15 protein-coding genes are annotated in these 17,378 nt (G+C 69.7%); 7 read left to right on the plus strand and 8 right to left on the minus strand.

Annotated features, from left to right (window positions below):
- Positions 1 to 80 precede the first annotated feature (80 nt).
- Together rimO and Q0Q47_RS18305 are read left to right on the plus strand one after the other, a co-directional pair.
- Positions 81 to 1,430 carry a 30S ribosomal protein S12 methylthiotransferase RimO gene (gene rimO, locus Q0Q47_RS18300; RefSeq protein ID WP_293862971.1) on the plus strand — a complete coding sequence of 450 codons (1,350 nt, stop codon included), beginning with the start codon at positions 81 to 83 and terminating at the stop codon, positions 1,428 to 1,430.
- 194 nt (positions 1,431 to 1,624) lie between these two features.
- The gene (locus Q0Q47_RS18305; RefSeq protein WP_293862973.1) at positions 1,625 to 2,995 is read left to right on the plus strand and encodes a cytochrome P450; all 1,371 of its coding nucleotides are present in this window, start codon (positions 1,625 to 1,627) and stop codon (positions 2,993 to 2,995) included.
- Positions 2,996 to 3,044: 49 nt separating this feature from the next.
- On the opposite strand, the gene Q0Q47_RS18310 is transcribed toward Q0Q47_RS18305, so the two are convergent.
- The 5 genes from Q0Q47_RS18310 to Q0Q47_RS18330 form a co-directional block, all read right to left on the minus strand.
- Positions 3,045 to 4,127 carry a BMP family ABC transporter substrate-binding protein gene (locus tag Q0Q47_RS18310; RefSeq protein WP_293862975.1) on the minus strand — a complete coding sequence of 361 codons (1,083 nt, stop codon included), beginning with the start codon at positions 4,125 to 4,127 and terminating at the stop codon, positions 3,045 to 3,047.
- 77 nt (positions 4,128 to 4,204) lie between these two features.
- Positions 4,205 to 5,116, minus strand: a complete 912-nt coding sequence (locus Q0Q47_RS18315; RefSeq protein WP_293862977.1) for an ABC transporter permease — start codon at positions 5,114 to 5,116, stop codon at positions 4,205 to 4,207.
- A 1-nt stretch (position 5,117) separates the two neighbouring features.
- Positions 5,118 to 6,182 (minus strand): ABC transporter permease, encoded by a 1,065-nt coding sequence (locus Q0Q47_RS18320; RefSeq protein ID WP_293862979.1) that lies wholly within the window; start codon positions 6,180 to 6,182, stop codon positions 5,118 to 5,120.
- Positions 6,172 to 7,683, minus strand: a complete 1,512-nt coding sequence (locus Q0Q47_RS18325) for an ABC transporter ATP-binding protein (RefSeq protein ID WP_293862981.1) — start codon at positions 7,681 to 7,683, stop codon at positions 6,172 to 6,174. The genes Q0Q47_RS18320 and Q0Q47_RS18325 overlap by 11 nt, the downstream gene beginning before the upstream one ends.
- The gene (locus Q0Q47_RS18330) at positions 7,680 to 8,648 is read right to left on the minus strand and encodes a quinone oxidoreductase (RefSeq protein WP_293862983.1); all 969 of its coding nucleotides are present in this window, start codon (positions 8,646 to 8,648) and stop codon (positions 7,680 to 7,682) included. The genes Q0Q47_RS18325 and Q0Q47_RS18330 overlap by 4 nt, the downstream gene beginning before the upstream one ends.
- A 146-nt stretch (positions 8,649 to 8,794) precedes the next feature.
- Between Q0Q47_RS18330 and Q0Q47_RS18335 the strand changes: the two genes are divergently transcribed.
- Positions 8,795 to 10,513 carry a SulP family inorganic anion transporter gene (locus Q0Q47_RS18335; protein WP_293862985.1) on the plus strand — a complete coding sequence of 573 codons (1,719 nt, stop codon included), beginning with the start codon at positions 8,795 to 8,797 and terminating at the stop codon, positions 10,511 to 10,513.
- Positions 10,514 to 10,668: 155 nt separating this feature from the next.
- Here Q0Q47_RS18335 and Q0Q47_RS18340 read toward each other — a convergent pair whose 3' ends face one another.
- Both Q0Q47_RS18340 and Q0Q47_RS18345 read right to left on the minus strand, forming a co-directional pair.
- On the minus strand, positions 10,669 to 11,400 hold the full coding sequence (locus Q0Q47_RS18340) for a CDP-alcohol phosphatidyltransferase family protein (protein WP_293862987.1): 732 nt from the start codon (positions 11,398 to 11,400) through the stop codon (positions 10,669 to 10,671).
- A 102-nt stretch (positions 11,401 to 11,502) separates the two neighbouring features.
- Positions 11,503 to 12,345: a DUF2182 domain-containing protein gene (locus tag Q0Q47_RS18345; RefSeq protein ID WP_293862989.1), complete on the minus strand. Its 843-nt coding sequence runs from the start codon at positions 12,343 to 12,345 to the stop codon at positions 11,503 to 11,505.
- A 179-nt stretch (positions 12,346 to 12,524) separates the two neighbouring features.
- Here Q0Q47_RS18345 and Q0Q47_RS18350 point away from each other — a divergent pair, with 179 nt between their 5' ends.
- Positions 12,525 to 13,682: a UbiH/UbiF family hydroxylase gene (locus Q0Q47_RS18350; RefSeq protein WP_293862991.1), complete on the plus strand. Its 1,158-nt coding sequence runs from the start codon at positions 12,525 to 12,527 to the stop codon at positions 13,680 to 13,682.
- Between the two features lie 7 nt (positions 13,683 to 13,689).
- Here Q0Q47_RS18350 and Q0Q47_RS18355 read toward each other — a convergent pair whose 3' ends face one another.
- The gene (locus Q0Q47_RS18355; RefSeq protein ID WP_293862993.1) at positions 13,690 to 14,652 is read right to left on the minus strand and encodes an AEC family transporter; all 963 of its coding nucleotides are present in this window, start codon (positions 14,650 to 14,652) and stop codon (positions 13,690 to 13,692) included.
- A gap of 138 nt (positions 14,653 to 14,790) precedes the next feature.
- Here Q0Q47_RS18355 and Q0Q47_RS18360 point away from each other — a divergent pair, with 138 nt between their 5' ends.
- The 3 genes from Q0Q47_RS18360 (at position 14,791) to hspQ (ending at position 17,254) form a co-directional block, all read left to right on the plus strand.
- On the plus strand, positions 14,791 to 15,708 hold the full coding sequence (locus Q0Q47_RS18360) for a lysophospholipid acyltransferase family protein (RefSeq protein ID WP_293862995.1): 918 nt from the start codon (positions 14,791 to 14,793) through the stop codon (positions 15,706 to 15,708).
- Between the two features lie 90 nt (positions 15,709 to 15,798).
- Positions 15,799 to 16,839 (plus strand): CoA ester lyase, encoded by a 1,041-nt coding sequence (locus Q0Q47_RS18365; protein ID WP_293863060.1) that lies wholly within the window; start codon positions 15,799 to 15,801, stop codon positions 16,837 to 16,839.
- Between the two features lie 85 nt (positions 16,840 to 16,924).
- A complete protein-coding gene (gene hspQ, locus Q0Q47_RS18370) occupies positions 16,925 to 17,254 on the plus strand; it encodes a heat shock protein HspQ (protein ID WP_293862997.1) in 330 nt (109 codons plus the stop codon).
- Positions 17,255 to 17,378: the final 124 nt, after the last annotated feature.

Here is a 17,378-nt window from a genome sequence, read left to right on the forward strand (position 1 = left end):
AACTTTTCGCCAACGCGCCGCTCCCGCTCACCGTTCCATCCGCAACGACCCTGCCGTTTACGCGGAGAGGGCGGCGCGCTATGAGCACGCCTTCCCTCGTCCGAGCGCCCGCAATGACCGCCCAGCCCAAGATCTCCTTCGTGTCCCTCGGTTGCCCCAAGGCGCTCGTCGACAGCGAACGGATCATCACGCGCCTGCGGGCGGAGGGATACGAGCTCGTCAAGTCGCACCAGGGCGCCGACGCCGTCATCGTCAACACCTGCGGGTTCCTCGACAGCGCCAAGGCGGAGTCGCTGTCGGCGATCGGCGAGGCGCTGGCCGAAAACGGCAAGGTGATCGTGACCGGCTGCATGGGCGCCGAGCCCGAGCAGATCCGGGACGCCTTCCCCAACGTGCTGGCGATCACCGGTCCGCAGGCCTACGAAAGCGTGATGGGCGCGGTGCACGAGGCGGTGCCGCCGGCGCACGACCCGTTCCTCGACCTCGTGCCGCCGCAGGGCGTGAAGCTCACGCCGCGCCACTACGCCTACCTGAAGATTTCGGAAGGCTGCAACAACCGCTGCACCTTCTGCATCATCCCCAAGCTGCGCGGCGACCTGGTGTCGCGCCCCGCCTCGGACGTGCTTCGCGAGGCCGAGAAGCTCGTCGCCGCCGGCGTGAAGGAACTGCTCGTGGTGTCGCAGGACACCTCCGCCTACGGCGTCGACATCAAGTACGCGACGTCGACCTGGCAGGACCGCGAGGTCCGGGCGCGGTTCCTCGACCTCTCGCGCGAGCTGGGCACGCTGGGTGCCTGGGTGCGGCTCCACTACGTCTATCCCTACCCCCACGTGGACGAGGTCATCGGCCTGATGGCGGACGGCGTGGTGCTGCCCTATCTCGACATCCCCTTCCAGCATTCCTCGCCGAAGGTGCTGAAGGCCATGCGCAGGCCAGCCGCCACAGAGAAGACGGCCGAGCGCATCCGCAAGTGGCGCGAGACCTGCCCGGACCTCGCCATCCGCTCGACCTTCATCGTCGGCTTCCCCGGCGAGACGGACGAGGACTTCGAGGAGCTGCTCGACTGGCTGCGCGAGACGAAGCTCGAGCGCGTCGGCTGCTTCAAGTACGAGCCGGTGCGCGGCGCGACCGCCAACGACCTCGGCCTCCCGGCCGTGCCGGACGAGGTGAAGCAGTCGCGCTGGGAGCGCTTCATGGCCACCCAGCAGGCAATCAGCGCCAAGCGCCTCGCCTCCCGCGTCGGCAAGCGCATCAAGGTGATCATCGACGAGCCGGGCCCCACCGTCTCGAAGGGCCGCTCCCAATGGGACGCGCCCGAGATCGACGGCAACGTCTACGTCGCCAGCCGCCGCCCGCTGCGGATCGGCGACATCGTGTCGGTGAAGGTCGAGCGGGCTGACGCCTACGACCTGCATGGGGTGGCGGTGTAGTTCACCGGCTTGCGTCCCCATCTTCTCCTCGGCGTCTTGGCCGAGCTTGTCCCGGCCATCCACGACTTTGCAATGGTCGTGAAGTCGTGAGTGGTCGCGAAGTCTTGGGTCCCCGGGCCAAGACCGGGGATGACGGTGGAGGGGTGGCAATAGGTGCCCTTGCCTGATCGCCCCGTCAGGCACACCTTCTGTCCATGTCCGCTCCGCTCGCCGCGCCGCTACTCGTTCCGCCACGGCCCGTTCCGCCGCGGGCGCCCCTGTCGCCGTTGAAGATGGCCTTCACGCTGGGACGCAACGTCCTGTCCGTGTGGGGCGAGGAATCCTACAGGCGGGAGATCGTGTCCTCGCCCTTCTTCGGCGTGACGAGCTTCACGCTGAACGATCCCGAGGCCATCCGCCACGTCTTCGTGGACAACCACGAGGCCTATGTCCGGACCTCGATCACGCGGCGCATGCTGAAGCCGATGCTGGGACGCGGGCTGTTCCTGGCCGAGGGCGAGGACTGGCGCCACCAGCGCCGGGCCCTGGCACCCGCCTTCACGCCGCGCGCGATGGACCCGCTGCGGCCGCTGATGACCCGGATCGCGCAGGAACGGCTCGACCAGCTGGCCCGCCGGACCGGCCGGCCGATCGACCTCTTCGAGCAGACCCAGCGCCTCACCCTCGAGATCGCCGGCCGGACCATGTTCTCCATGGAGATGACGGACCGGGCCGAGCGCATGAGGGCGCTGGTCGACGGCTATGCGGCGCGGGTCGGCCCTTCCGTGTTCGACCTCGTCCTGCCTGCGAACATGCCCAACCCGACCGACCTGCGGCGGGGCATGGCGGCGAACCGCTTCAAGGCCTTCATCGAGGAGATGATCGCGGAGCGCGCGGCGGCCGGACCGGCGCCCGACGTGGCGCGCGACCTCTGCGACCTGCTCCTGGCGGCACGGGACCCGCGCGACGGCTCGCCCTTCGACAAGGAGATGCTGCGCGACCAGGTGTCGACGATGATCCTGGCCGGGCACGAGACCACGGCAGTCGCCCTGTTCTGGACGCTGCTGCTGCTGTCGCTGTCGCCTGGGCACCAGGAGGAGGCGGCGGCCGAGGCGGTCGCATGGTCGGGGGACGACGGGACGCCCCTGCCCGCGCAGCTTCCCGTGATCCATGCCGTGGCCAGCGAGGCCATGCGGCTCTATCCGCCGGCCTTCCTCGTCACCCGGGTTGCCACCAAGCCCGACCGGATCGGGGCGCACGCGGTGTCGCCGGGCGACATGATCAACGTCTCGCCCTGGCTGCTCCACCGGCAGGAGCGGCTGTGGGCCGATCCCCACGCCTTCGACCCGCGGCGCTTCATGCCCGGCGCGCCGCCCATCGATCGCCTCGTCTACCTGCCCTTCGGCATTGGTCCGCGCATCTGCATCGGCGCGCATTTCGCCACCACGGAGCTCGTCCTCGTGCTGGCCGAATGGCTGAAACGCTTCCGGGTGGAAAGGACCGACGACCGGCCCGTGATGCCGGTCGGCACCGTGACCCTGCGTCCCGACCACCTGGCCCGGTTCCGGCTGCACGCCAGGATGTGAAAAGGGCGGCCTCGCGGCCGCCCTTCCGTCAGTGGGTTCGCTGCCTGCCTTACTTCGGCAGCTGGTCGTCGATGCCCTTCACGTAGAAGGCCATGCCCAGCACCTGCTCGTCGGAGAGCGCGCCCTTGCCCTTGCACTCGATCTCCTTGCCGTCCTGGCCGTAGACCGGGCACTTGAAGGGGTTCAGCGCGCCGGACTTGATGTCGGCGGTGGTCTTGGTGGCCATCGCCTTCACTTCGTCGGGCATGTTGGTGAAGGGGGCCATGTTGACCATGTTGGCGTCGAAGCCGCCCCAGGTGTCCTCGGACTTCCAGCTGCCGTCCAGCGCCGCCTTCACGCGGGCGATGTAGTAGTCGTTCCAGTTGTCGACAATGGAGGTCAGCGTCGCCTTCTGGGCGAAGCGGATCATGTCGGACGCCTGGCCGAACGCGAACTTGCCGCGGGCCTCGGCCTGCTGCAGCGGGGCCGGGCTGTCGGTGTGCTGGGAGATGATGTCGGCGCCCTGGTCGAGCAGCGCCTTGGCGGCGTCGGCTTCCTTGCCCGGGTCGAACCACGTGTTGGCCCAGACGATCTTGACCTTGATGTTCGGGTTGACCGACTGCGCGCCCAGCATGAAGGCGTTGATGCCGGACACGACCTCGGGGATCGGGAAGGACGCGACGTAGCCGATCACGTTCGACTTCGTCATCTTGCCGGCGATCTGCCCGATCACGTAGCGGCCTTCATGGAACTTGGCCGAGTAGGTGGCGAGGTTCTTCTCGCGCTTGTAGCCCGTGGCGTGCTCGAAATAGACGTTCGGGTACTTCTTCGCGACCTTCACCGTCGGGTCCATGAAGCCGAAGGAGGTGGTGAAGATGAGCTTGTGCCCGGTGCGGGCCAGCTGCTCGATCGAGCGCTCGCTGTCGGCCTCCGGCACGTTCTCCAGGAAGGTCGTGGTGACCTTGTCGCCCAGCGCCTTCTCGACGGCGAGGCGGCCCTGGTTGTGCTGGTAGCTGTAGCCGAAGTCCCCGACCGGACCGACATAGATGAAGCCGACCTTCATCTTCTCCTGGGCCGAGGCGGAGCCCGCGGCCGCGGCGCCGAGCCCGGCCGCGAGCGCGGCCGCGGCGGCAGCCTTGAACATCTGACGCATCCCTTGTCTCCAATCCGGGTCGTTTTGTCTCGACGCGACCGTGCCCGAGCCGGCCTGCTGCGACAAATGATACCAAATCAGCGGTCGGGAACGAAAGGTGCACCAAGCGATCCGGGGGCCGTCGCGGACCGCCTTCCCACAGACATGACGACGAGCGCGACGATGGTCGCCACGTAGGGAAAGGCCGAGAGCGCTTGCGACGGGATGCCGAGCGAGGCGGCCTGGGCGTGCAGCTGCAGGACGGTCGCCCCGCCGAAGAGGTAGGCGCCGAACAGCAGTCGCAACGGGCGCCAGGACGCGAACACCACCAAAGCCAGCGCGATCCAGCCGCGGCCCGCCGTCATGCCGGGGGACCAGAACGGCGTGTAGACGAGCGACAGGTAGGCCCCGGCGAGCCCGGCGCAGGCGCCTCCGAACAGGATCGCCGCCAGCCGGACCTTGAGCACCGGCAGGCCCAGCGCATGGGCCGAGGCGTGATTCTCGCCGATGGAGCGCAGGGTGAGACCGGCGCGGCTGCGGCCGAGGAACCACAGGGTGGCGAAGGCCAGCGCCAGCGAGAAGTAGACGAAGGGGTTCTCGCCGAAGAGCACGTGGCCGCCCGGCAGGTCCGTGAGCCCGGGGATGTACACCGGCGGGATCGCCTCGCGCTGCGTGCCGACGAAGCCCGCGCCGATCAGGCCCGAAAGACCCAGCCCCAGGATGGTGAGCGCCAGGCCCGAGGCGACCTGGTTGGTGGCGAGCCCCAGCACGAGCAACGCGAAGAGGCCCGAGAGCACGAGCCCGGCCGCGATCGCCGCCAGGATGCCGAGGATGGTGGATCCCGACAGGATGGCGGCGGCGAAGCCGCAGGCCGCGCCCACCGCCATCATGCCCTCGATGCCGAGGTTGAGGACGCCGGCGCGCTCGACGACGAGTTCGCCCATCGCGGCGATGAGGAGCGGCGTCGCGGCGGTGACCACGGTGATGAGGATGGCTTCCCAGACACCCATGTCAGCGCCCTCCCCCGACGACGCGCACGCGGTAGGACACGAGCGCGTCGGCCGCCAGAACGCACATCAGCAGCACGCCCTGGAAGACGCGCGTGAGGTCGAGCGGCAGTTGCATGACGATCTGAGCGTTCTCGCCGCCGATGACGGTGAGCGCGACGACGAGCGCGCCGAACACCATGCCGGCCGGATGCAGGCGCCCGAGGAAGGCCACGGTGATCGCGGTGAAGCCGTAGCCCGGCGAGATGCCGGGCTTCAGCTGGTGGATCTGGCCGAAGACCTCGACGATGCCGGCGAGCCCGGCGCAGGCGCCGGAGATGCAGAAGGCGGCGATCACCATGCGGTCGGCGCTGAAGCCGGCGAAGCGCGCCGCCTTCGGGCTCTCGCCCGCGACCCGGATGCCGAAGCCGAAGAGCGTGCGCCGCATGACGAACCAGGCCGCCAGCGCCACGAGGGGCGCGATCAGGATGCCGGCATGCAGCCGGTCGCCCTCGGCGATGTAGGGCAGCGTCCAGTCGAACGTCACGGTCTGGGGAAAGTTGAACCCCTTGGGATCGCGCCAGGGGCCGCGCACGAGGTAGTCGAGGGTGAGCTCGGCCACGTAGACCAGCATCAGGCTCGTCAGGATCTCGCTGACGCCGAAGGCGACGCGCAGAAGGGCGGGGATCAGCGCGTAGAGGAGCCCGCCCAGCGCGCCCGCCACGAGGCCGGCAGCCAGCACCCAGGGGCCCGCGCCCGAGCCGTGCAGGGCCAGCGGCACCATGCTGCCCGTGAGCGCGCCGATGATGAACTGGCCCTCGGCGCCGATGTTCCACAGGCTGGCGCGGAAGCAGAAGGACAGGCCGACAGCGATGATGAGCAGCGGCGTCGCCTTGATGGCGAGCTCCTGCAGCGCCCAGCCCTGCGTCAGCGGCTCGACGAAGTAGACCTGCAGCGCCTGCAGCGGCGAGCGGCCCATGATGGCCACGATGATGCCGCCGATGAGGATGGCGGCGGCCACCGCGGCGACCGGTGAGAGCACGCGGGCGACGGGAGAGACGTCGCCGCGCGGGACGAGTTCAAGCCGCATGGGCGTGCCCCGCACCGGCCATCAGCAGGCCGATCTGCTCGCGGCCGATCTCGCGGGCCGGATAGGCCTTCGACAGCTCCCCGTCGTGGATGACCGCGATGCGGTCGGCGATGGCGTAGATCTCGTCGAGATCCTGGCTGATGACGACGACGGCGGCGCCGGAGGCCGCCAGGTCGATGAGCGCCTGGCGGATCGTCGCGGTGGCGCCGGGGTCGACGCCCCAGGTGGGCTGGTTGACGATGAGCACGCCGGGCTTGCGCAGCATCTCCCGCCCGACGACGAACTTCTGCAGGTTGCCGCCCGACAGCGTCCCGGCCGGCGGATCCACCTTGCCCTTGCGGACGTCGAAGGCCTTGATGATGGCCTGGGCCATGTCCTTGGCCGCGCGCAGGTCGACGAGCCCGCCCCTGGCCATGCCGTCGCCGTGGCGCGACAGGACGACGTTCTCGGACAGGGTCATCCTCGGCGCGGCGGCATGGCCGTTGCGCTCCTCGGGCACGAAGGCGGCGGCTCGCTTGCGGCGCGCGTCGATGCCGTCGCGGCCGACCGGCTTGCCGTCGATGGTGACGGCCTCGGCGCTGGCCGCGAGGTCCTCGCCGGACATGGCGCCGAAGAGCTCCGCCTGGCCGTTGCCGGCGACGCCCGCGATGCCGACGATCTCGCCGCCGCGAACCTCGAGCGACACCGCCTTCAGGGCCACGCCGTGCAGGTCGGAGGACGGCAGCGTGAGGCCGTTCAGAGAAAAGCGCACGGGACCCAGCGCATGCGCCGCGGCGGGGCGAACCTCCGCCACCTCGCTGCCGACCATCAGGCTCGCCAGCGCGGCGACGCTTTCCTGGCGGGGGTCGCAGGCCGCGACGACCTTGCCGGCGCGCAGGATCGTGGCCCGGTGGCACAGCCGCCGGACCTCCTCCAGGCGGTGGGTGATGTAGAGGAGACCGCAGCCGCCGGCGGCCAGCGTGTCCAGCGTTGAAAAGAGCGTCTCGGCCTCCTGGGGGGTGAGGACCGAGGTCGGTTCGTCGAGAATGAGCAGCTTGGGCTCGCGCAGGAGTGCCCGCACGATCTCGATGCGTTGGCGCTCGCCCGCCGAGAGCGTCCACACCGGACGGGAGGGATCGAGCGCCAGACCGTAGCGCTTGCCGACGGCGGCGATGCGGGCCTCGAGGTCGGCCAGGCCGTCGCCCTTCGGCATGGCCACGCCGATGTTCTCGGCCACGGTCAGGTTGTCGAACAGCGAGAAGTGCTGGAACACCATGCCGATGCCGAGCGCCGCCGCGGCGTCGGGGCCGGACAGCATGACCTCCCGGCCCTGCCAGCGGATGGTGCCCTCGTTCGGCTGCAGGAGGCCGAACAGGATCTTCACCAGCGTCGACTTGCCGGCGCCGTTCTCGCCCAGGAGGGCGTGGATCTCGCCCGGCTGGACGTCGAGGTCGACGTGGTCGTTGGCGGTGAGCGTGCCGAACCGCTTGACGATGCCGCGCAGGGCGACGAGCGCGGTCACGGAAGCAGGACCGTGGCGCCCGTCGTGGACCTCGCTTCGAGCGCGCGATGCGCCTCGGCCGCCTCGGCGAGCGGCCGGCGGGTGTGAACCGGGATCTTCACCGCGCCGGACGCCACGACCGAGAACAGGTCCTCGCACATCTTGAGGTAGTTGGCGCGGTCGGCGACGTGGGTGCCCAGCGTCGGGCGGGTCGCGTAGAGCGAGCCCTTCTGCGACAGATGCAGAATGTTGAAATTGTCGATGGCGCCCGACGCGTTGCCGAAGCTGACGAACATGCCGAACGGCCGCAGGCAGTCCAGCGAGCCCGGATAGGTGGTCTTGCCGACGCTGTCGTAGACCACGTGGCACTTCTTGCCGCCGGTGATCTCGGCGACGCGCGCCACGAAGTCCTCCTCGCGGTAGAGGATGGTGTGGTGCGCCCCGGCCTCCGCGGCGAGTTTCGCCTTTTCGCGATCCCCCACCGTCCCGATCACGGTCGCGCCGAGGTGGCGCGCCCACTGGCAGGCAATCAGGCCGACGCCGCCGGCAGCGGCGTGGAAGAGGATGGTGTCGCCCGGGTTCACCCGATAGGTGCTGCGCAGCAGGTACTGGACCGTGAGACCCTTCAGCATCATCGCCGCGGCGGTTTCGTAGGAGATCGCGTCGGGGAGCTTCACCAGGACGGCCGCCGCCAGGTTGCGCTCCTCGGCATAGGCGCCGAAGCCCATGGGCGTGGCGACGCGGTCGCCGGGCTTGAACTCGGTCACCCCGGGCCCGACGGCCACCACGTCGCCTGCGGACTCGCCACCCGGCGTGTAGGGCAGCGGCACCTGGTAGAGACCCGTGCGCTGGTAGACCTCGATGAAGTTGAGGCCCACCGCGCGGTTGCGCATGCGCACCTCGCCCGGTCCGGGCGGCGGGAGTTCGAAGTCCTCGAGCTTCAGGACTTCCGGACCGCCGGTCTGATGCACACGGATCGCTTTCACGTCACGTCTCCACACGAGTCATATCCGGCATCTTACGGTGCCTTCGGCTCTCGGCAACGGCCTTCGTTTGTGTCATGATCCGCATTCTACAGACGCTGTCTGTTATTCAGGCGCGTCGTTCCCCCGCCGGTTTCCGGACGCCTGACATGAACGACAATTCCTCCCCGATGCGGCGCGAACCGAGCTTCGCCGAGCTCTTCACGCCCAAGCTCGTCACCGTGCTGCGCGAGGGCTACGGCGCGGCGGCGCTGCGGGCCGACCTCGTCGCCGGGATCACGGTCGCGATGGTGGCCATTCCGCTGTCGATGGCGATCGCCAAGGCCTCGGGCGCGTCGCCGGACCGCGGCCTGTACACGGCAATCGTCGGCGGTTTCCTGATCTCGCTCCTGGGCGGCAGCCGCTTCCAGATCGGCGGACCGGCCGGCGCCTTCATCGTGCTGGTGGCCGCCAGCATCGAGCGGCACGGCTTCGACGGGTTCCTGCTCGCCACGCTGATCGCCGGCATCATCCTCACCGCGATCGGCTTCCTGCGGCTGGGCACCTACATCAAGTACATCCCGCATCCGGTGACGGTCGGCTTCACGAGCGGCATTGCGGTCATCATTTTCTCCAGCCAGATCAGTGACCTGTTCGGTCTCACCCTGGCGGGGCGCGAGCCCGCGGCCCTGGTGCCGAAAATCGAGGCGCTGGCCGCCGCGGCGAACACGGTGTCGCCGGGCGCAGTGATCGTGGCGGCCCTGTCGCTGGCGCTCATCCTCGTGCTGCGGCGGCTGCGCCCGCATTGGCCGGGCTTCCTCGTCGCCATCGTCGTGGCCTCGCTGGCCTCGGTGGGGCTGAGCAAGTTCGGCTTCGACATCGCCACCATCGGCAGCAAGTTCGGGGGCATCCCGTCCACCCTGCCCTCGCCCACCGTCCCGCCGCTCAGCTTCGCCAAGATCCAGGCGGTGTTGCCCGACGCCGTGGCGATCGCGTTCCTGGGCGGAATCGAGTCGCTCCTGTCGGCGGTGGTGGCGGACGGCATGACGGGCCGGCGGCACCGGTCGAACTGCGAACTCGTCGCGCAGGGCATCGCCAACATCGCCTGCGCCTTCTTCGGCGGCATCTGCGCCACGGGCACGATCGCCCGTACCGCCACCAACGTGCGCTCGGGGGCCCGCAGCCCGATCTCGGGCATGATCCACTCGGTGACGCTGCTCGTCCTGATGCTCGTGGCGGCGCCGCTGGGCTCCTACATCCCGCTCGCCGCGCTGGCGGCGGTGCTGGCCGTGGTCTCCTGGAACATGGCCGAGAAGGCGGAGTTCATCGCGATCCTGAAGCGGTCGCCCGGCGACTCGGCGGTGCTTCTCTCGACCTTCCTGCTCACCTGCTTCCGCGACCTGACCGAGGGCATCGCCGTGGGCGTGGTGCTGGGCTCGATCCTGTTCATGCACCGCATGGCGCAGCTCGTGGAAGTCCAGTCGCAGACACGGCTCTTCGAGGGCGACGTTGCAGACACGAGCGGCCAAGACCGTACGCCCTACACGGGTCCGGCGGGCAACGACGACGTCGTGGTCTACACGCTGCGCGGGCCGTTCTTCTTCGGCGCCACCGCCGAGGTCGCCGCCGTCCTCGACCGCATGGGTCAGTTGCCCAAGGTGTTCGTCCTCGACATGACCGAGGTGCCGCTGGTCGATTCCACCGCCGCCGAGAGCCTCGCCGCGTTCGCGAAGAAATGCCGCAAGAACGGCACCGCCATCTGGCTCGCCGGGGCTCCCGTCAGCGTGCGCAGGGTGCTGGTGTCCCACCATCTCACGTCGCCCCTGGTCGAGTACGCGGTGAGCGTGGACGAGGCGCGCAACGCCTCGGCGGGTCAGATGGCCGGCTGAAGCGCTTCGTTGCTTTTCCAGCGGGCGTTCATCCCTCCGTGCGTCATCCCCGGGCTCGGCCCGGCGGCCCACACGACATCAGGACGGCCCAAGCAAAGTCGTGGATGGCCGTGCCAAGCCCGGCCATGACGGTGGAGGGATGGCAGGAGAAGGGCTCAGCCCTTGGCGACGGGCCGCTTGCGCAGGATGCCCAGGCCGCCGAAATAGACGGCGCAGGCGAGCAGCACGGCCTGCGTCACGATGCCGGGCTCGAGGTTCTCGGCGATGGCCACGAAGCCCGCCACCGACCACACCACGCACATGGCCAGCGTGACCGGCTTGAACTGCGCGACGCGGAAGGGGTGCACGAACACGAAGGGCGTCGCCTGCCCAATCGCCGCGATGGCGATCACCGCGGTCGCGATCCAGGGCGAGGGCTTGAACACGACCAGATAGAACACGATCACGTTCCAGACCGCCGGGAAGCCGGCGAACCAGTTGTCGGGCGTCTTCATCCGCAGGTCGGCGAAATAGAGCGCCGCCGAGACGATGATGATGATGCCAAGGCCCATCGCCAGGGGGCGCGGCCAGAAGCCGCTGAACACCAGGATGGCCGCGGGCACGAACACGTAGGTCGTGAAGTCGATGACGAGGTCGAGCACGTCGCCCGACAGGTTCGGCACGCGGTCGCGCACGTGCAGGGCGCGCGCGATGGTGCCGTCGATCCCGTCCACGATGAGCGCGATTCCCAGCCAGGCGAAGGCCGGTGCCAGGCGCTGGTCGATGGCCTCGAACAGCGCCAGAAACGCCAACGCACCGCCCGACGCGGTGAAGAAATGCACCAGATAGGCCGGAAGCCGTTCCAGGAACGGTCTCCTTGCCGGGCCCGGCTCTACGGGATCTGTCACTGCGGCGCCGCCGATCGCTCAAGTCTCATGCGGTCGGATAAAACATCACCAGCGGCGCCAAAGCCAGAGGCTTTCGCCGCCCGGGCGGCGCTCGCCCACCGCTCAGCGGGCCAGGAGCACGGCCACCAGGCGGTCGAAGCCCACGCCCGAGATGGCGAGGAGCAGGCCCGCTGCAATCAGCCCGATACCGATGAGACGGCTGGCGAGGGCCCCGGACGAGAGGCGCTCGATGGTCATGACCAGGGCGAACAGGCCCATCCAGGCGAGGTTCATCATGCCCGCGACGAGCATCAGGGCCATGACCGCGGCACAGCAGCCGACACAGCGCGCGGCCTGGTCCATGCCGAGCCGGAAGACGGCCGCCGCTCCGTCGCGCCCCACCGGCAATGCCTGGACCGGGTGGCGGCAGGCGCCGAGGAACCGTCCCTTCGCGTCGCTGAACTGGTAGAGGCCGGCAAAGCCGACGACCGCGCCGGTGAGCACCGCCGCCGCGGGAGCCGGCAGGGTCACCAGCGTGGCGAGCGACGTGAGGGCGGCCTGCACCATAGCAGCCGTGGCCGACATCGCCGTCCAGACCGCACCATAGCCGGCGATCAGCACCAGCGGATACCAGCCCGGCGCCGGCCGGCGCCGCTCGCCGAGCGTGTCGACGAAACCCAGCACCATCGGGACCGACGTGGGGAGCATCATCGCCACGTTCATGACGAGCCACAGCACGAAGACGGCGGGAAGCTGGGACAGGACGCCGGTGGAGGTGGCCCCCAGCGCCGACGGACCGCAGAGCACGTTGAACAGGTCGTCGGTGCGGGCGCTGCGGATCGCCTCCGCGACGAGCCCGCCCCAGGCGGCCAGGCACAGGATCGCGACGGCCGCCACGGCCGAGCGTTCTGCGGTCAGGCGGGCATGGGCCGCGGGAGCGGCAACCGAAATCGGGGGCGAGGACATGGATGCGTTGCTCTGGCGGGCACGTAACCATCGGCTTTGCGGTGGCGCAATGCGGCAGAACCCGGATGGACGCTCCATGCCGGACGCGGCGTCATTCTGCCTCCGGGGCATCCTGTCGCTCGCCCGGACGGCCGTCTTGGGCTATCCACGACACGCCGGCAGACGGGACGGATCGGGCCATGACGGACAAGACGACGGACATCGCGATCATCGGCGGAGGCGCCGCGGGCCTGGCGGCCGCGATCGCCCTGGCGCGCGCCGGCTGGGCGCCGACCCTCGTCGCGCCTTCCGGGCAGCGGCCGGACGGCCGGACCGTGGCCCTGATGCATGGCAGCGTCTCATTCCTCAAGGAGATCGGCGCCTGGGATGCGCTGGCGCCCGTCGCGTCGCCGCTCGTCCGGTTGGCGATCATCGACGACACGGGCGGGCTGTTCCGCGCTCCGCCGGTGACCTTCGACGCCTCCGAACTCGACCTCGACGCGTTCGGTGAGAACGTCGAGAGCGCCCAGCTCGTCGCCGGCCTGGAGCAGGTGGCGGCGACGCTTCCCGCCATCCGCCGGGTGCACGACCTCGTCGCCGCGGTCGAGCCCGACGCCGAAGGCGTCTCGCTGCGGCTCGCCGGCGGGGGCGTGCTGCGCTGCAGGCTCGCGGTCGGTGCCGACGGCAGGACGTCGAAGGTGCGCGAGGCGGCCGGCATCGCCACCCGCGACTGGCGCTACGACCAGTCCGCCGTCACGGCCATCCTGGCCCATGACCGCCCGCACAAGGACACGTCGACCGAGTTCCACACGCGCACCGGCCCTTTCACGCTCGTCCCCATGGCGGGGCGGCGTTCGAGCCTGGTGTGGCTGACCACCCCGCGCGAGGCGGAGCGCCTGGTGGCGCTGCCGCCCGAGGCGTTCGCACGGACGGTCGAGCGCCAGGCCCATTCCATGCTCGGCGCCATGCGGCTCGACGGGCCGCGCGGCTGCGTGCCCATGGGCGGCCTTTCCGTGGAGAGCTTCGCGGCGGCACGCTGCGCGCTCGTCGGCGAGGCGGCCCACGTATTTCCGCCGATCGGGGCCCAGGGGCTCAACCTCGGCCTACGCGACGTCGCCGCGCTGGGCGACTGCCTGGGCTCGCCCGGCGGCGATCCGGGCTCCGCCGACCGCCTCGCCGCCTATGACCGGAGCCGGCGCGCCGACGTGCGCTCGCGGACCTTCGTCGTCGACGCCATGAACCGGTCGCTGCTGGCGGGCTGGCTGCCCGTCGATGCGCTGCGCGGCGCCGGGCTCATCGCGGTTTCGTCCATCAAGCCCCTGCGACGGGCCGTGATGAAGCAGGGGCTCGGCGCCTGACGACCGCTCAGTGGAGCGGGTCGAACGGGATCAGGTCGTTGGCGATGAGGTAAAGCAGGCCCGTCACGGTGAAGACCGAGATGAGCGTGCCGGCGAGGATCGCCGTGGAGGCGCGCTCGACGAACACCTTGTACTGGTTGGCGAGCACGAAGACGTTCAGCGCCGGCGGCAGGGCCGCCATCAGCACCGCGGTGAAGATCCATTCGCGCTGGAAGCCGCCGACGGTCGACAGGACGAGCCAGACCAGCACCGGGTGCAGGACCATCTTCACCGCCAGCAGCGCGGGCAGGTCGGCAGGCATGCTGCGCAGCGGGCGGAGCGCCACGGTGACGCCCATGGTGAACAGCGCGCACGGGGCGGCGGCGTTCTTCAGGAACGTGATCATGGTGTCGATCGGGCCCGGCGGCACGAAGCGGAAATAGGCCATGACCACCGCGACCGCGGTGGCGATGTTGAACGGGTGCGTGACGATGCGCCGGACGATCTGCAGCAGCGTCGAGGGCAGGCTCGTCTTCTGCGGGCTGCCGAAGGCCATGAGCAGCGGCACCAGCGTGAACAGCAGGATCGAGTCGAAGACGAAGATGAGCGCGGTCGGGATGATCGCATTCTGGCCGAGCGCCGCGAGCGTCAGGCCCGGCCCCATGTAGCCGATGTTGGAATAGGCGCCGGCCACGGCCTGCATGGTGGCCGTGCGCACGCCCTCGCCCGTGATGATCCGGCCCAGCACGAAGGACAGCGCGAACACGACGAAGGTGCACGCCGTCGTCGATAGAACGAACGCCCAGTTGGCGAGCTCCTCGAGGGGGGTCGGCGCGATCAGCTTGATGAACAGGGCCGGCAGCGCGAGGTAGACGATGAAGAAGTTCATCCACTGCAGGCCGGCCTCCGGATAGCGCATGATCTTCCCGCAGGCGAAGCCCAGGAAGATCAGGCCGAAGAACGGCATGGCGAGGGCGGCGACGGCGAGCAAGGTGCGGGATGTCTTTCGGGACGGAGCGTGCGCTGGGCGGCGGCCTAAGGCCCTTGCTGCGCCGCGTCAACCACAAGCGGGGGCCTTCCGGTCGCGGGCGCGCCGTGTTAGCGGGGGCGCGAGGATCGGAGCAGCAGGTTGGACGAACGCGGTACGGACAGGGGCACTCAAGCTCCGGCGGGCTCGCGCCGGGCGCAGGCGGGCATCCTGCAATGGATCGAGTATGCCGGTTTCCGCGTCGTCGCCGCGGTGGCATCGGCCCTGCCGCTCGACGTCGCCTCGGCCGTGTCGGGGCGCATCTGGCGTTTCGTGGCGCCGAAGCTGCGCCGGCACGTCCGTGCGCGGGCCAACATCGCCGCCTCCCTCCCCGAACTGTCGCCGGAACGCCGTGAGGCCATCCTACTCGACATGTGGGAGAATCTGGGGCGCACCTTCGGCGAGGCCTTTCACCTGCCGGAGCTCGCGGCGGCGCGCGACCGGGTGGCGATCGACCTGTCGCCCGAGCTCGAGCAGCTGTTCCGCAAGGGCGGCGTGGTGCTGGTCTCGCTCCACCTGGGAAACTGGGAGATCGCGGTCACCTCGCTCGCGCCCTATGGCCTCGACGCGGCCGGCGTGTACCAGTCGCTCAAGAACCCCATCGTCGACGACTACGTGACGGCCATGCGCGGCCCGCTCTACAAGGCGGGGCTGTTCAGCAAGGGCCATGACACGGTGTTCAAGCTGATGCGGGTGGTGCGCGCGGGCAAGTCCGTCGCGATCCTGGCCGACCAGCGCGAGCACCGGGGCATCTCCGTGCCGTTCTTCGGCCGGCCCGCGCCGTCGAACCCGTTCCCCGCGATCCTCGCCCGCAGCCAGAAGGTCCCGCTCGTCGCCGGCTACGTGCTGCGCACGCAGGGGGCCAACTTCGTGGTGCGGGGCGAGATCGTCGAGGTGCCGCAGACCGGCGACCGCGAGGCGGACGTGGCGGCCGCCACGGCGAACCTCCACGCGCTGTTCGAGCGCTGGATCCGGCAGCACCCGGGCCAGTGGATGTGGGGTCACCGGCGCTGGGGCTGACCCCGCCGGATGGCCGATTGCGCCGGATGCGGCGCCGCCCGCATAGTGCAGCGCAGCATGACTGCCGTGCACGAGGATCTGGAGAACCGCATGAAGCTCGCCCGCAACGTGTTCAAGCCGCTCGCCATCGGGGCGCCCGCGCCCTACCGCGAACTGCCCGTGCGGCTGGAGCGGATGATCCACTTCGTGCCGCCGCACCTGGAGAAGGTGCGCGCCAAGGTGCCGGAACTGGCCAGGCAGGTCGACGTGGTGCTCGGCAATCTCGAGGACGCCATCCCGGTGGAGGCCAAGGAGGCGGCCCGCGAGGGGTTCATCGCCATGGCCAAGGCGACCGAGTTCGGCGGAACGGGCCTGTGGACGCGCATCAACGCGCTGAACAGCCCCTGGGTGCTCGACGATCTCACCCGCATCGTGGCCGAAGTGGGCCACAAGCTCGACGTGGTCATGCTGCCCAAGGTCGAGGGTCCCTGGGACATCCACTACCTCGACCAGTTGCTCGCCCAGCTCGAAGCGCGCTACAAGGTCCAGAAGCCGATCCTGATCCACGCGATCCTCGAGACCGCCGAAGGCGTGAAGAACGTCGACGCCATCGCCGAGTCGTCGCCGCGCATGCACGGCATGAGCCTGGGCCCGGCCGATCTCGCGGCGTCGCGGGCCATGAAGACGACCCGCGTCGGCGGTGGGCATCCGGACTACAAGGTGCTCTCGGACCCGCTGGAGGGCCAGCCGCGCGCCGTGGCGCAGCAGGACCTGTGGCACTACACGATCGCCAAGATGGTGGACGCTTGCGCCGCCAACGGCCTGAAGGCCTTCTACGGCCCGTTCGGAGACTTCTCCGACCCGCAGGCCTGCGAGGCCCAGTTCCGCAACGCCTTCCTCCTGGGCTGCGCCGGCGCCTGGACCCTGCATCCCTCGCAGATCGGCATCGCCAAGGCGGTCTTCAGCCCCGATGCCGCCGAGGTGGCCTTCGCCAGGAGGATCCTGGACGCCATGCCCGACGGCAGCGGCGCGGTCATGATCGACGGAAAGATGCAGGACGACGCCACCTGGAAGCAGGCCAAGGTCATCGTCGACCTTGCCCGGACGGTGGCGGCGCGGGATCCCGATCTCGCGGCGGCCTATGGCCTGTAGGAGCAACGAGGGCGCCTAAGGGATTGAGCGATGCGTCAATCCCCGCATTGACTTCACAGCGGGCTCGGACTTAACGATTGGAGCGATGAAGGACCGTCGCGCCAAATTCTCTCTCGGGCAGGTCGTCAAGCACCGCTTCTACCCGTTCAGGGGCGTGGTGTTCGACGTCGATCCGACGTTTTCGAACACCGACGAGTGGTACAACTCCATTCCCGAGGACGTTCGGCCGTCCAAGGACCAGCCCTTCTATCATCTCCTCGCCGAGAACGCGGACACCGAGTACATCGCCTACGTCTCCGAGCAGAACCTGCTGCCCGACGAGTCCGGCGAGCCGGTGCGCCATCCGCAGGTGAAGGAAATCTTCAAGCGCACTCCCGACGGGGCCTACAAGGCGCGCGGCGACCTGCTCAACTGAGCGGCCGCGGGATCGTCCAATTCGCTCAAATCTCCTCGCCCGGAGAGCTTGTGAAGTGTGGGCCGGTCCGGTCTGCCCCCCTCTCACCGCGTCCTGGCCAAGCCCGGGCAGGACGGCGGAGGGG

Source organism: uncultured Alsobacter sp., from assembly GCF_945952055.1.
Taxonomy (GTDB): Bacteria; Pseudomonadota; Alphaproteobacteria; order Rhizobiales; family Beijerinckiaceae; genus Alsobacter.

Bases quoted from the DNA above. Each gene is read 5' to 3' on its own strand.
- Q0Q47_RS18315 (WP_293862977.1), bottom strand. From the start codon at position 5,116: ATGGGTGTCTGGGAAGCCATCCTCATCACCGTGGTCACCGCCGCGACG.
- Q0Q47_RS18320 (WP_293862979.1), bottom strand. From the start codon at position 6,182: ATGCGGCTTGAACTCGTCCCGCGCGGCGACGTCTCTCCCGTCGCCCGC.
- Q0Q47_RS18365 (WP_293863060.1), top strand. From the start codon at position 15,799: ATGAAGCTCGCCCGCAACGTGTTCAAGCCGCTCGCCATCGGGGCGCCC.
- hspQ (WP_293862997.1), top strand. From the start codon at position 16,925: ATGAAGGACCGTCGCGCCAAATTCTCTCTCGGGCAGGTCGTCAAGCAC.
- Q0Q47_RS18310 (WP_293862975.1), bottom strand. From the start codon at position 4,127: ATGCGTCAGATGTTCAAGGCTGCCGCCGCGGCCGCGCTCGCGGCCGGG.
- Q0Q47_RS18350 (WP_293862991.1), top strand. From the start codon at position 12,525: ATGACGGACAAGACGACGGACATCGCGATCATCGGCGGAGGCGCCGCG.
- rimO (WP_293862971.1), top strand. From the start codon at position 81: ATGAGCACGCCTTCCCTCGTCCGAGCGCCCGCAATGACCGCCCAGCCC.
- Q0Q47_RS18305 (WP_293862973.1), top strand. From the start codon at position 1,625: ATGTCCGCTCCGCTCGCCGCGCCGCTACTCGTTCCGCCACGGCCCGTT.
- Q0Q47_RS18335 (WP_293862985.1), top strand. From the start codon at position 8,795: ATGAACGACAATTCCTCCCCGATGCGGCGCGAACCGAGCTTCGCCGAG.
- Q0Q47_RS18345 (WP_293862989.1), bottom strand. From the start codon at position 12,345: ATGTCCTCGCCCCCGATTTCGGTTGCCGCTCCCGCGGCCCATGCCCGC.